The sequence below is a fragment of the Enterobacter sp. R-25 genome, assembly GCF_049913205.1.
Classification (GTDB): Bacteria; Pseudomonadota; Gammaproteobacteria; order Enterobacterales; family Enterobacteriaceae; genus Enterobacter; species Enterobacter ludwigii.
The window spans coordinates 2,364,552-2,377,592 of record NZ_CP183982.1 but is presented as its reverse complement, the minus strand read 5'-3'; the positions used below and the strand labels follow the sequence as shown (position 1 = coordinate 2,377,592).

14 protein-coding genes are annotated in these 13,041 nt (G+C 55.4%); 7 read left to right on the top strand and 7 right to left on the bottom strand.

What is annotated here, in order from left to right; translation table 11 throughout:
• Positions 1 to 204: 204 nt before the first annotated feature.
• The 6 genes from ACN9MQ_RS11365 to dsbG all read left to right on the top strand — a co-directional run bounded on the left by ACN9MQ_RS11365 (position 205) and on the right by dsbG (position 5,151).
• Positions 205 to 624, top strand: coding sequence for a hypothetical protein (locus ACN9MQ_RS11365; protein ID WP_014170113.1), 420 nt, complete (start codon positions 205 to 207; stop codon positions 622 to 624).
• A gap of 5 nt (positions 625 to 629) precedes the next feature.
• Positions 630 to 1,190, top strand: a complete 561-nt coding sequence (locus tag ACN9MQ_RS11360; protein ID WP_426021121.1) for an RNA polymerase sigma factor — start codon at positions 630 to 632, stop codon at positions 1,188 to 1,190.
• An 87-nt stretch (positions 1,191 to 1,277) separates the two neighbouring features.
• Positions 1,278 to 1,649, top strand: a complete 372-nt coding sequence (locus ACN9MQ_RS11355; RefSeq protein ID WP_068794644.1) for a hypothetical protein — start codon at positions 1,278 to 1,280, stop codon at positions 1,647 to 1,649.
• 47 nt (positions 1,650 to 1,696) lie between these two features.
• Positions 1,697 to 3,730, top strand: a complete 2,034-nt coding sequence (locus ACN9MQ_RS11350) for a protein-disulfide reductase DsbD family protein (protein WP_426262727.1) — start codon at positions 1,697 to 1,699, stop codon at positions 3,728 to 3,730.
• 7 nt (positions 3,731 to 3,737) lie between these two features.
• The gene (locus tag ACN9MQ_RS11345) at positions 3,738 to 4,349 is read left to right on the top strand and encodes a DsbA family protein (RefSeq protein WP_020884110.1); all 612 of its coding nucleotides are present in this window, start codon (positions 3,738 to 3,740) and stop codon (positions 4,347 to 4,349) included.
• Positions 4,350 to 4,392: 43 nt separating this feature from the next.
• Entirely contained in the window at positions 4,393 to 5,151 is a 759-nt protein-coding gene (dsbG, locus tag ACN9MQ_RS11340; RefSeq protein WP_426021066.1) for a thiol:disulfide interchange protein DsbG, read from the top strand.
• A 46-nt stretch (positions 5,152 to 5,197) separates the two neighbouring features.
• On the opposite strand, the gene ACN9MQ_RS11335 is transcribed toward dsbG, so the two are convergent.
• From ACN9MQ_RS11335 to ACN9MQ_RS11325, 3 genes are all read right to left on the bottom strand, one after another.
• On the bottom strand, positions 5,198 to 6,490 hold the full coding sequence (locus ACN9MQ_RS11335; protein WP_014170106.1) for a glycoside hydrolase family 10 protein: 1,293 nt from the start codon (positions 6,488 to 6,490) through the stop codon (positions 5,198 to 5,200).
• Positions 6,491 to 6,497: 7 nt separating this feature from the next.
• Positions 6,498 to 6,785 (bottom strand): VF530 family DNA-binding protein, encoded by a 288-nt coding sequence (locus ACN9MQ_RS11330; protein ID WP_014170105.1) that lies wholly within the window; start codon positions 6,783 to 6,785, stop codon positions 6,498 to 6,500.
• A 153-nt stretch (positions 6,786 to 6,938) separates the two neighbouring features.
• On the bottom strand, positions 6,939 to 8,429 hold the full coding sequence (locus tag ACN9MQ_RS11325; RefSeq protein ID WP_020884113.1) for a UbiD family decarboxylase: 1,491 nt from the start codon (positions 8,427 to 8,429) through the stop codon (positions 6,939 to 6,941).
• 115 nt (positions 8,430 to 8,544) lie between these two features.
• Here ACN9MQ_RS11325 and ACN9MQ_RS11320 point away from each other — a divergent pair, with 115 nt between their 5' ends.
• A complete protein-coding gene (locus ACN9MQ_RS11320) occupies positions 8,545 to 9,429 on the top strand; it encodes a LysR substrate-binding domain-containing protein (RefSeq protein WP_059306093.1) in 885 nt (294 codons plus the stop codon).
• Here the strand turns inward: ACN9MQ_RS11320 and ACN9MQ_RS11315 are convergent.
• From ACN9MQ_RS11315 to ACN9MQ_RS11300, 4 genes are all read right to left on the bottom strand, one after another.
• Complete coding sequence (locus ACN9MQ_RS11315) at positions 9,420 to 10,331, bottom strand: LysR family transcriptional regulator (protein ID WP_426021067.1); 912 nt, start codon at positions 10,329 to 10,331, stop codon at positions 9,420 to 9,422. The two genes, ACN9MQ_RS11320 and ACN9MQ_RS11315, sit on opposite strands and share 10 nt — an antisense overlap.
• 13 nt (positions 10,332 to 10,344) lie before the next feature.
• Complete coding sequence (locus ACN9MQ_RS11310) at positions 10,345 to 11,331, bottom strand: MBL fold metallo-hydrolase (RefSeq protein WP_014170098.1); 987 nt, start codon at positions 11,329 to 11,331, stop codon at positions 10,345 to 10,347.
• A gap of 142 nt (positions 11,332 to 11,473) precedes the next feature.
• A complete protein-coding gene (locus tag ACN9MQ_RS11305) occupies positions 11,474 to 12,217 on the bottom strand; it encodes a 5'-nucleotidase, lipoprotein e(P4) family (protein WP_194372958.1) in 744 nt (247 codons plus the stop codon).
• Between the two features lie 178 nt (positions 12,218 to 12,395).
• Positions 12,396 to 12,923 carry a GNAT family N-acetyltransferase gene (locus tag ACN9MQ_RS11300; protein WP_014170096.1) on the bottom strand — a complete coding sequence of 176 codons (528 nt, stop codon included), beginning with the start codon at positions 12,921 to 12,923 and terminating at the stop codon, positions 12,396 to 12,398.
• Positions 12,924 to 13,041: the final 118 nt, after the last annotated feature.

Sequence of the window (13,041 nt, the reverse complement as noted above, 5' to 3'; positions counted from 1 at the left end):
TGCACGAGTTTGCAGATACTTTAACGCCGTTTTTGCTGATCCCGCTAGTTTCACTCAGGCGGCCAGGTAAGCGTAGTGTCACCTAGCAAAAACCGCGTTTCCACAAGCCTCAAAAAAATTTCCATTTCTCCAGCAATATTTCCCTGCCTCATCCGTCTACCTCATCACAAGCCATAATCAATCACTGTAAATGAGGTAAACACCATGAGAGATTTCGATATGCACGGAAGAGGGCACGGACGCGGGTTTGGCCGCCACCGTATGGGTAAAGGGCTGGTGATAGGCGCGGTAATTGTCCTTGTATTGGGACTGGTGGTCATGACCCTGTGGAATGCTTTACTCCCGGCTATTCTTGGCGTGAAAGCCATCGGTTTCTGGCAGGCGCTGGGAATTCTGGTATTAAGCCGGATCCTGTTCGGCGGACTGGGTTTCCGCCCGGGGATGTTCGGCGCGCACCGTCGTATGCACGAACGCTGGATGAACATGACCCCCGAACAGCGTGAGGCGTTTATTCAGCAGCGTCGCGAAGGCTTTGGTCGCCATGGTCGCGGGCATTGCGGCTGGCACGGTCATCGCGAAGATAAACGCGACGACAGCGCGCCAAAAACGCCGGAAGCAGAGTGAGCGAGATGAAAACCGGGCTGGCGGGAGAGTCATTGCTGATGTCGGCGCTTAATGCCTGCCGCGCCCGGCTGAAAGCCTTTATCCGCGGACGAACGTCCGTGCGCGATGATGCCGACGATATTTTGCAGGAAGTCACCTATCAGCTGATGAAAGTGGAGCAGCCGGTCGAAAACGTCGCCGCCTGGCTGTTTCGCGCGGCACGTAATGAGATGACCGACCGGGCGCGGAAAAAGCGTGAGGTCTCTCTTTCAGGATATTTTAACGGGGATGAAGATGAGGACTTCCCCGAAGATGAACTGGCGGAAACCCTGTTCGGTGTCCCGCATACGCCGGAGGAGGAGTACCTCAAAACGCTGCTGTGGGAAGAACTGGGCCAGGCGCTGTCTGAACTTCCGCTGCTTCAGCGCGAGGTTTTTGAAAAAACGGAGCTCCAGGGCTACAGCATTAAAATGCTGGCAGAGGAAACCGGGGCCAGCGAGCAGGCGCTGTTATCGCGTAAGCACAAGGCGGTGCTTTTCCTGCGCACGCGACTGCGGGACGTCTATGATGCGTTGACCGGTGACTAACGCCGACAGACAAAACCTTACATTGTCAGGACTTGTAGATTCATCACTATCGTTTATGATCGGGGCGTCTGGTAAATTTGGAACGTTATGCGCAACCGTCAGCTTCTGGGAAAATGGCTTTTGATAATCACGTGTCTGGCGATGGCTATTTGCCTGGTGCAGCGTGCGGTTTATCTCAACCATTTTTTGCAGGGACTGGATCCGCAAACGACCCTGATTGCTGATGCCCCGGCTCAAACCAACGACGCTGAGCCGTCCGGGCCATCGCCGTGTCAGTTAGGCGCACACTCGCTGCTTTGTGCTCAGCCTCTGTTCTTTGATGGTGCGCTACCGGCGATTATCATCTTCTTCGCGCTACTTCAGTTGTTTACGCAAGGGCGGGCATGCGTTCCGAGAGAACAGCCCGTTCAGGCACCGCCTCCCCGAATACACCTCAAAAACTGCGTTTTCCGTGAATGAAAATCATCGTCACCACACGATAATTTTCACTATTCACGGAGTAAAACATGTTTAACCTCTTCAGGGGATTCGTCTTCCTGTGGCTGTCCTGCATCGGCATTGTCCATGCGGCGGATACAGGCTGGCTGGTTTCCCCGCAAAACGATCATGCCCGGATCCGCGTTCAGGCGGAAAGGGAGCAAAACCGCATCCTCGCGCTGCTCACCGTTGAGCTGCAGCCCGGCTGGAAAACCTACTGGCGTTCACCCGGCGAGGGCGGCGTAGCCCCGAAAATCACCTGGCCTGCTGGCGTAACGGATGACTGGCACTGGCCGGTGCCTTCGCGCTTTGATATCTCCGGGATGACCACCCAGGGCTATCACGATAAGGTCATCATCCCCATCACCCTCGACGGTGCAGCGGGGGATGCGCTCGACGGGACGCTTACCCTTTCCACGTGCAGTAATGTCTGTCTGCTGACGGACTATAAGCTGCACCTTGATTTTAACCAGCCGGTGGATGAGGGATTCAGCCACGCGTTTAAACGCGCGATGCAGGCCATTCCCGCGACATCTGGCGTGTCCGCAGACCTGTCAGCCTGGTTATCAGACGACAAGCTGATCATTACGGGAACCACACAAGGGCAATGGGACAAGCCAGGGATCTATTTTGACCCGCTGGAAGGCGACATTCTTCCCGGTGAACCGACCCTCAAAGCCGATGGCAATCAGCTTCGGGTAACGGTGCCCGTGACCGATGAGTGGGGAGATAAACCCACTTCGCTGCAGGGAAAAGCGCTGTCGTTTGTGCTCACCAATGGCGATAAAGCGCAGCAAACCGTGATGACCGTCGGGGCAACGCCCGCGGAACCGTCAGCGGCGGGCGTGTCTGAGGGAACCGGCAAAATGGTGCTCTTTGCGCTACTGGGCGGGTTGATCCTGAACCTGATGCCTTGCGTGCTGCCGGTGATGGGCATGAAGCTCAACAGCGTGCTCCATGCGGGCTCAGACAGACGGATGATCAGGCTCCGTTTTCTGGCAACCAGTGCCGGGATCCTGGTCTCCTTTATGCTGCTGGCCACAATGGTAACCGCACTGAAGCTGACCGGTGCCTCGCTGGGCTGGGGTATTCAGTTCCAGAATCCGTGGTTTATTGGCCTGATGGTCGCGGTGACCTTCCTCTTCGCACTCAATCTGTTCGGGGCGTTTGAGATGCTGCTGCCTTCTGCCGCCGCAGGACGGCTGGCAACGGCAGGGGGAACGGGGCTTGCCGGCAGTTTCTGCGAAGGGATGTTTGCCACGCTGCTGGCCACACCATGTTCTGCGCCGTTCCTCGGCACGGCGGTGGCCTTTGCTCTTGGCGCACCGCTGCATTCCCTGTGGCTTATCTTCCTGATGCTCGGCGTGGGGATGAGTTTGCCGTGGTTGTTCGTTGCGCTGGTTCCAAAAACCGCCATGCTGCTGCCAAAACCTGGTCGCTGGATGAACGGCCTGAAGATTATTCTTGGCCTGATGATGCTGGCTTCCAGCCTGTGGCTGGTGACGTTGCTTAGCCCGCATCTGGGTGAGGCGGTGAGCCAGAGCGTGATGTTAGTGCTTATCGTCGTCGCTATCGCACTGCTTGCGATGACCGGGCAGAAAACCTCGCCGCTGTTCTGGTGCGTGGTGATCGCGCTGTCAGCCTTTGGCGGGTACCAGCTGCGCGGGTTGCTTACCTCACCGCCTGTAACAAACACCGCAAGCGTCGCTCAGGCAATCCCGTGGCAACCGCTAAGTGAAGACGCTATTCAGGGTGCCCTTGCGCAGGGCAAACGGGTCTTCGTGGATATCTCCGCGGACTGGTGTGTTACCTGCAAGGTAAATGAGCATCGGGTGTTGAATCAGCCTGACGTTATTGCCGCACTTAGCCAGCCGGACGTGGTGGCGCTACGTGGCGACTGGAGCAAGCCTTCAGCGTTTATCGCCGAATTCCTTGAAAAGCGAAACCGTTACGCCATCCCGTTTAATGAGGTGTACGGCCCGGGCTTCCCTGAGGGGGAGATGCTTTCGCCGTTGCTGGATAAAGACACGCTTATTGCCACCCTGAACAACGCTAAAGGCTAAATGTATTATGAAAAGAATCCTTATTACGCTTCTGCTACTGTTGACCTCAGCGCAGGTGATGGCGGCGCAGACCATGACGCCGGAACAGGAGCAACGTGCACAGAAGATGGTTTATGACTTTCTGTTTAACGACCCGGACTCGCCGCGCATTGGCGCTAAGGATCCGAAGCTCACCCTGGTGGTCTTTACGGATTACAACTGCCCTTACTGCAAGAAATTCGATCCTTACCTGGAAAAGATCGTCGAAAAACACCCGGATGTGGCGGTGGTATTTAAGTTTTTGCCTTTCCGGTCGGAAAGTTCACTGACCTCAGCACGCGATGCCTTAACCGTCTGGCGCGCGCATCCTGAGCAGTTTATGAAATTTAACCATACCCTGATGGCCAAAAAGGGATATCACGATGACGCCAGCATTCAGGAGGCGCAAAAACGGGCCGGGGTGAACGTCACAACGCCTGATGATGAGAGCCTGGTGACGATCAAACGCAGCCTGATCATCGCCGAAAAGATGGGTATCCAGGGAACACCGGCCACGCTGATTGGCGAAGGGTTACTCCCGGGCTGGGTTCCTTTTGAACAGTTCGATGAAATGGTCAGTGACGCACTGAAAAATCGTTAACGTGAAGGGGGCGGTTCGCCCCCCAATAATCCCGGAGCGGAAAATGAAAAAATTACTGTTACTGTCGGTGCTGGCAACGTCAGGGCTGGCGCAGGCCGCTGAAGCGATACCGGATGAGGTGAAGCTCTTCAGCGAGCAGCAGAATATCAAAATCATTAAGAAAATTGATGCGCCAGGGGGCGCGCCGGCCTGGCTGGGGCAGTATCAGGATATGGGCGTTACGCTGTTTTTAACCCCTGACGGCAAGCACGTAATTTCTGGCTATCTGTACGATGAAAAAGGAAAAAACCTGAGCGAAGGCTATTTCCAGAAAGAGATCTACGCCCCGATGGGACGCGAAATGTGGAAGCAACTGAACGCGGCGCATCCCCTGAAAGAGGGGGCGGATAACGCTCCGCGCAAAGTCTTCGTCTTCGCCGATCCGTTCTGCCCGTACTGTAAGCAATTCTGGTCCGAGGCGCAGCCGTGGGTGAAGGCGGGCAAGGTGCAGCTCAATACGCTGCTGGTGGCGTTTCTCAACCCCAACAGTGGGCGTAATGCCTCCGCTATCCTGAATGCGAAAGATCCCGTTTCGGCCTGGCGTGATTACGAGCTTTCTGGCGGGAAAAAATTGCCAAAACCGCAGGGCACTGCATCCCGTGAAACCGTCGACATACTGCAAAAACACCAGACATTAATGGACAACCTGGGCGCAAACGCTACGCCCGCCATTTATTATCTGAATGCCGAAAATGAGCTTCAGCAGGTGGTCGGCATGCCGGATGAGAAACAGCTTGAGGCGATGTTTGGGCCGAAGCCGTAGTAAAAAAACAGGCAGAAACAGGGTGTTTCTGCCTGATGTTGACCGGTCAGCTACCCCAGCGTCCGCGCAGGTAGCTGACGGCTTCCTGCGTCTGCGGCTGGTTAAGATAATCTTCGCGGAACAGGATCGTGCCATTCACGTTGGGCAGAGAATCGTTGAGATCGAGCTGTTTTTTCAGCTCCGGCACGCCGCCCTGAACCGTCCAGTCCGGTTCATTTTTCGACGGTTCACCTACCTTGTAGAACGCAATGCCGATATACAGGCGGGTATGCGTCGGTTTCACCACCTCTGCCCACCATTTCGTCAGCACGTCATAGCGCGCCGCATCCCGGGAGAAAGGCCAGTAAATTTGTGGCGCGATATAGTCCAGCAGACCCTGCTGCACCCACTGACGCGTGTCGGCGTAGGATTCATCATAGGCTGCGGCACCGCGCGTGTCTGAACCGGCCGGGTCGAATGAGCGGTTACGCCATACGCCAGCCGGGCTGACACCAAACTCCACGCCAGGTTTCGTCTGCTTAATGGCACGGGAAACCTGCACAATCAGCTGCTGCGTATTGTGGCGGCGCCAGTCTGCTTTAGAGGCAAAGCCCTGACCGTATTGTCTGAAAGTCTGCGCGTCATTGAGCGCGGATCCCGGTGATTCGGTATAGAAATAGTCGTCAAACTGCACGCCATCAATGGGATAGTGCGCAACCACTTCGGTGACCACCTGCGTTATCCAGTCGCGCACTTGCGGAATGCCGGGGTCGAGTACAAAACGATCGCCGGCAATACGAATCCATTCCGGATGCTGGACATAAACGCTGGAAGGGTGCAATGACGACGTGCGGTTCAGCGCGGCAATGGTCGACGGTTTGGTATTGGTTGAAACGCGGTAAGGGTTGAACCAGGCATGGACTTTCATGCCGCGTTTGTGCGCTTCATCGAGCATAAACTGCAGCGGATCGTAGCCCGGGTACTCGCCGATATTGCCGGTGAGCATATCTGACCACGGCAGAATTTTAGACGACCAGAGCGCCGTGCTGTCCGGTTTGACCTGGAAAAACACGGTATTGATACCGAGGTGCTTAAGCTTGTCGAGCTTGTTCGTCAGGGCCTGTTTTTGCATCGCGATGCGGTCTTGCGCATCGCGGCCATTCACTGAGGCCACCGGGGGCCAGTCCAGGCGTGAGACGGTTGCCAGCCAGATCCCACGCATCGGCTCGTTAGCCTGCTGGGTCGGTTTACTCGCGGTCGGGAGAGGCGTTACCAGTGATTTTGGTGGTTTTGAGGAGCAACTAACAAGTAAAAGTGCGCAGGCAGTCAGCGCACCAATCCGTTTTACATGTCGCGTCATTTGCGTTTTAGCTCTTGGTTATCCGACTGTTAGCCCAGGGGTTAAAGGCGGGTTCGTCCGGTTCTGCGATCCCCTCATCATTCAGGGAATCAAGATACAGGGCTTCAACTTCTGCGCGAGCCCAGGGGGTGCGGCGCAGAAATTTCAGGCTCGATTTAACGCTTGGGTCTTTTCTGAAACAGTTAATTTTGATTCGATCGCCCAACTCACTCCAGCCATATCGTGCAACCAGGGCATTGACCTGCATCTCCAGCGTTACGCCATGTAAAGGGTCTTTAGAAAGGTGTGCAGTCATAAGCGTCCGGATGTCTCAGTTCTTGTGGGGTTGGGGTTAACGACGAAAGGGTACAAGAAAGCAGGGGAAGCGGCAATTTCCCTTTTTGCCTGCGATGAAAAACAGAAGAGCGTATGACCCGAAAGCCATACGCTCTTTTGTATCGCGAACGCGCTAGTCGTGTTTTGTGTCAAACAAATCTGGCGCCCACGGACGTGGGTCAACCTCCATAAACGGCGCGCGTTCGAAGCGGTCCTTCAGCGCCCACGGTACCGTGCAGTCGAAGATGGTCTTACAGGAAATGCCATTTCCGCGAATCGACGTGCTGTAATCCGGCGACTGCGACGGATCCAGCTGGTGGCCGCGGATCCCTGGAATAGTGGTGATGCTGACATCTCCCTGCATGCGGGTGGTCATCGCCCACAGGATGTCGTCACTGTCGAAAATATCCACGTCTTCGTCGACAAGAATGATGTTTTTCAGCTCGGAATAGGTCGCGAGTGCGATAAGCGCCGCCTGTCCCTGACGTCCTTCATCGGATGGCTGGCGTTTTTTCACCTGCAGAATGCCGAGGAACTTACCGCCGCCCGCGGTATGCGCATAGACATTTTGCAGGAAGCCCGGAATGGCCTCTTCAACGGCATTGCGGATGCTGGCCTCCGTTGGCAGGCCAGCGAGCGTGGTGTGCTCTTCACCTGGCCCCACCAGCGTTTGCAGAATTGCCTGGTGACGAAGGGTGACGGCTTTCACTTTGATGACGGGCAAAGAAGGATTTGCCTCGCCGCAGTAGCCCGGAAATTCCGGCATCGCATGGCCACTGTTGGTGTGCTGGTCTTCTCTAACGCGCACGCCTGGCAGCAGTTCGCCTTCGATAATGATTTCAGCCCGCGCGATCGCTTTCTCTTTTACCGCCACGCCCTGCACCAGTTCGACCGGTTTCTGACGCAGCGCCCCGGCAACGCCCAGTTCGTTATAACCAAACGGCGTCGTGGGCGCTTCAAAGCAGGCGCCGATATAAATCGCCGGGTCGAGCCCCATGTTGATCGTCACCGGCAGCGGTTTTCCGGCTGCTTCAGCCTTTTTACGAAAGACCTCAATGTGGCGCCCCGCGGCCAGGAACATGGAAAGCTCATCGCGCTCCTGAACGCAGAGACGGTGAATCGTGACGTCAGTCAGCGAACTGTCTTCCGGATCGCTTGCCAGTACCAGCCCCAGACAGAAGAACGGGCCAGCATCAATCGGCGTGTTGGTCGGGGCCGGAAGCAGTTTACGCAGATCAAAATCAGGATCGTCAGCGTAGAATACCTGCTCCTGGCAAGGGGCCTGCGATGCCGGAACAACAACCGGCGCGATCGGGTTTTTCACGGCCTGACCGACGTGCTGCGCGAGCGTCGAGGGTTCACATCCCAGAAGGAGTGCCGCTCTTTCCCGGCTGGCGTGCATGCCCACCAGGATACGCGAATCCGGATAGCCTTTAACGTTATTGAACATCATGGCCGGGCCCGTTCGGGTAGGGCGTTTCACCGTGCCGCCCGCACCAATATGTCGATAAACACCCGCCAGCTCCGCGTTGGGATCGACCGGATGATCCGTTTCAATATACTGTCCTTCATGGCGTTGCAGTAACGCGATGGCACTTCTGAGATCGTTGACTGGGCTTTCCATTTTTTCCTCCCGTGTTTGCATGCCTCCATTTTTATGGCAACAGCCCATAGCATCAATTGCATCATTACTGATATTTTGATAAGAAATTTATTATCAAAAAATCCGGGGAAGCGTTATGCAATTTCGTCAGATGCGTAATTTCATTGTCGTTGCGGAAGAGCTTCACATGCACCGGGCTGCGGAGCGCCTGAACATGGCACAACCCGCGCTGAGTCAGCAGATTAAAACGTTAGAGGAACGGTTAGGCGTTACGCTCTTTAGCCGGGCGAACCGCCGTTTAACCCTGACGCCGGCCGGTGAAGCTTTCCTGGAGAAAGCCAGGCTGGCGATCGCCCTGACGGAACAGGCGGTACTGGACGCCAGGCAAACGGCGAGGGGGGAGCAAGGGGTGTTGAATCTCGGGTGCGTATCGAGCGCCATGTTTGACACCAGGCTGCCTGCCGCGCTGCGCCAGATGCACAGTCGGTGGCCTGCCATCACCATGTCGCTAATGACGGGGAATGTGCAGACGCTCTATACCGCCGTGCAAAGCAACCAGCTGGATGTGGCCATCATCCGGGCACCGCTGCCGTCTCTGCCTGACGACCTGCAAAGCCGCCCGTTTACATCCGAGAAAACGGTGCTGGCGCTCTCTTCACAGCACCCTCTGGCAAAATCGTCCGCGCTTACGCTCGCCTCGGTGAAAGACGAAAAATGGATCTCCCTGCGCGACCCGGAGGGAATGGGCCTCGAACAGTACTTCTATGACGTTTGTTACGGCGCAGGTTTCCAGCCTGAGGTGGTACAAAACGCCACCGACGTACCTACCGTCATCAGCCTGGTCTCTGCGGGGTTTGGCATGGCGCTACTGCCGGCCTCCGCCAGGGCAGTCAGCGTGGAGAATGTCGTGTACGTCGACATCATTGACAGGCTCAGGGAAAGCGAGCTGAAGCTGGTGTGCCACCGGATCATTCGCTCAGAGGTGTTAAAAAAATTCCTGCACACCCTCGATCACATCTGACGTCCCGCGGCCAGCAGCAGTTGCTCGCGCAGCCATAGGCTTGCCGGATCCTGACTGTTTTTCGGGTGCCAGTACATGCTGATGGTAATCGGCTGCAGCGGCAGCGGCGGGAGAAAGATATCCAGCGTCGAGGCAAAGCGTTGCAGCATACGTTCCGGTAAGGTGCAGAGCAGGTCCGTGCTGGCGACAAGCGGAGGTGCCATGGCGTAGCTCTGCGTGGACATCACCACGTTGCGCTGATACCCCAGTCCGCCCAGGGTTTGATCCACAAAGCCGGTAAACGGGTCACCCTCTGAAGAGACCACCAGATGAGAGAGCGCGCAATAGTGCTCCAGATCCAGTGGCCCGACACCGCGGGGGTGGCCTTTTCGCTGGGCTGTTGCAAACTGGTCATCGAAAAGTTTGCGTCTGACCCAGCCGTCGTGCGCGCCGGCGCTCACACCGATATAGGCATCCACATCACCCTTTTCCAGCTGCTGTGGCAGGGTTGCCATTTCTGGCAGCGCGAATCGCAAGCGGATCCCCGGGGCATGGGCCCGGAACTGATTAAGCAGTTCGGCACCCAGCATCAGGGCCGGATTTTCATGCAGGGCAATCACAAATGTCCGCTGGCTGGTTTGCGCATCAAAGGTGGTGGGAGCAAACATCGCGTTAATGCCCCGCAATACGGTCATGACCTGCGGTCGCAGCGCTTCCGCTCTGGGCGTGGGCAACACCCCACGTCCATGTGGGGAAGGGATAAACAACGGTTCGCCAAAGAGCGAACGCAGGCGCGCCAGACGGGCGGACATCGCGGGCTGGCTGATGCCGAGCCGCGCTGCCGCATGGGTGATGTTCTGATCCTGGAGCAATGCATCCAGCGTCAGGATCAGGTCGATATCCATCTCAGCAACGGGCGTCATCGTGTTATCCGTTTTACTTTGCGCTGTGGCTGTCGCGATTGGTGTAGGTGACGGGCACCCAGGCGTAACCGCCGTGCTCGCCTTTCGTGACGTAACCGATACCCGGGAACGGCAGGTGGGGTGCTGCGACAAGGTCTCTGTTTTTCACAAAATCAGCAAAAGCATCCTGGCGGACACGTGCTGCACCGTCCTGATCCTGGTCGTAGGCGATGGTCACGGCGGGCTGCGGGAACTGTACCGCCGCGACGTGGATAATATCGCCGACAAAGGTGATTTTCTCGCCTTTACTTTCCAGCGTATAGAAGGCCGAGCCAGGCGTATGGCCCGGGTGAACCGTGCCGGTTATCCCGGGCAGAAGCTGCGAGGTTCCGGAAAAAGGAACCACCTTGCCGGCATCACGATACGGTTTTAAGGTTTTCTGCGCGACATCGAAGTAGTTCTGGTCGTAGCCGGTTTTTTTCTGATTATCGTTGTTAAAGAAAAAGTCGATGTCAGGTTTGCCGACAAAAACGCGCGCATTGGTAAACACCGCCTTGCCATCTTTGACCAGGCCACCGGCATGGTCGGAGTGTGCATGGGTCAGTAAAATCTCGGTGATGTCCTGCGGCGCGATCCCCTGCGTTGCCAGACTCTCAATCAGTCGCCCGCCGTTACCGGGGCCAAAAAGCTGGCCTGAGCCGGTATCCACCAGAATCTTGTGGCCGGGCAGAGCAATCAGAAAAGCATTAATGGACGCCTCTACCGGGTTGGTCTGGAAATTTTGTGTGAGCAACGCATCGGTTTTCTGCGGGGTCGTCCGACGAAGTAATTTGTGCAGGTCTTGCGCCACGGTACCGTCGGTAAACGAGGTCACCATAATATCGCCAACCTGCACGCTGTAGCCCCCGGCAGGCTGTTTAACCACGTGCTGGGGCGTTTCTGCCGAAGCCTGAAGCGCAGGGTAGAACAATAACGAACTGGAAATCAGCGTTGTCAGGGCAAGTTTTTTTACGGTCAGCATAAGGGTCTCCTTCAGAAAGAGCTCATCTTACTTCTCCGTAAAATTATATGAACCCGCCTGATAATGATAGGACCTATAAACGGGATGGATAGGTCGGGTCAAATGTCGGGTGGCAGCAATGTGCCACCCGGCAAGCCAGACGTTATTGCTTCAGCGGGGCTTTCCAGCCTTCAAGCGTGGCTTTTGACCACGAGCCATACGCGGCATTGGGCAGCACAATCCAGTCACTGCCAAAGCGATCGGCACTGGCCTCAACGAGTTCACGCTGCGCTTCGCTCGGCTTTTTGTTTTTAAATTGCGCGGCGAAATCAGGCAGGCTGTCACCGAAGAGCATGATTATCTGCTGTTTCTTCAGGATGCTCTGGCGGCGGGCTTCTTTACTGACCGTATCGAGCAGAACGCTATCCTCTGAAACCTGCGGTAAGCCGAGGGATTTTAACGTATTGAGCGTATCTGCTTTGTTTTCCTGCATCCGGTCAGATACATAATAAATACGGACCTTACTTTGATTCACGCGATCAAGAAACGCCTTCGCGCCAGGAATTAATCCCGGTTTTCCCTGCTTTTCCCAGTCACTCCAGGTGTCCCATTTCGTGTAGTCGTGGCACTGTTCGGCATCACGCGCCAGTAACGGAGTGTTATCCAGCACCGTTTCATCAAGATCCATCACAACGGCATAGTTCTCAGGCGCAGTCAGCCCTTTTATTTTTTCGTTAAAACGCTCGGTGGCGAAACGATAGGTCTGCAGCTGTAGTGCCATAATTTCTGCCGATTTCTGTTGGTAGCGCAGCGCCATCTCATACGCTTTCGGCTCACAGATTTCGTGGTCGGCTGCCGTGGCGGTCGCGCTCATAACAGGTAATGCCAGCAGTAATGCCTTAGCCATTGAATTCACTCTTCTTTCCTTAACGTCATTTTCAAAATCATGTAAGCGTATTGAAATTAAGTGACAGAAAAATGAAGGGAGGCAGGTGAGTCATATTCTGACGCACATTCCCTTGCGCGCCGGGTGGATAATTTTCAGACAAATCGCTTTCGTCCGCCAATATCCGTTAGAGCCAGAGTCAGATCAGCATGTAATACCAGAACAGGGCGATTTCGTCTTTTTCCGGTAATGCGTTGTAGAGGAAACGATCGTATCCGCCTAACGTAAAGCCATAATGACGGTAGAACAGGCAGGCAGAAACATTCACATTCTGGGTTTCGAGCCTTAATCCAGCCGCGTTGACGCTTCGCGCCCACACGTGTGCGGCCGCCATCAATTTTTGCGCCGCGCCAGCTCTGCGTTTCGTGCGCTCAACGGCAATATAGTCAACGGCGATAAATTTATTCCAGCTCATTGACGCGGTGATAAAACCGGCAATTTCTCCCTCATCTGTTTCGGCCACAAGAAATATGGCATCCGGATTAACGCAATGATTTTCAAGGGTCTGCATATCGAGCTCATACGTTTTATGATAAGGCACGGCGACAGCGTCGATATGCAAATCACAATGTATAAAAGGCTCCCGCGCAACGTGACTGACGGTGAATGAAAAGTCACAGCATTCAAGACGTGCGAGGTCGGTATTTAATCCTTTTCGAATCTGCATGGTATTCCTTGTGGCGAATATTTTTATAAATAATAGATGAAGCCATTAAAACCGCTGGCGTAACACTCTTTTGATCCTGAACTAAGCTTGTACTTCATTCCGCGTAAAATGTGGGTCA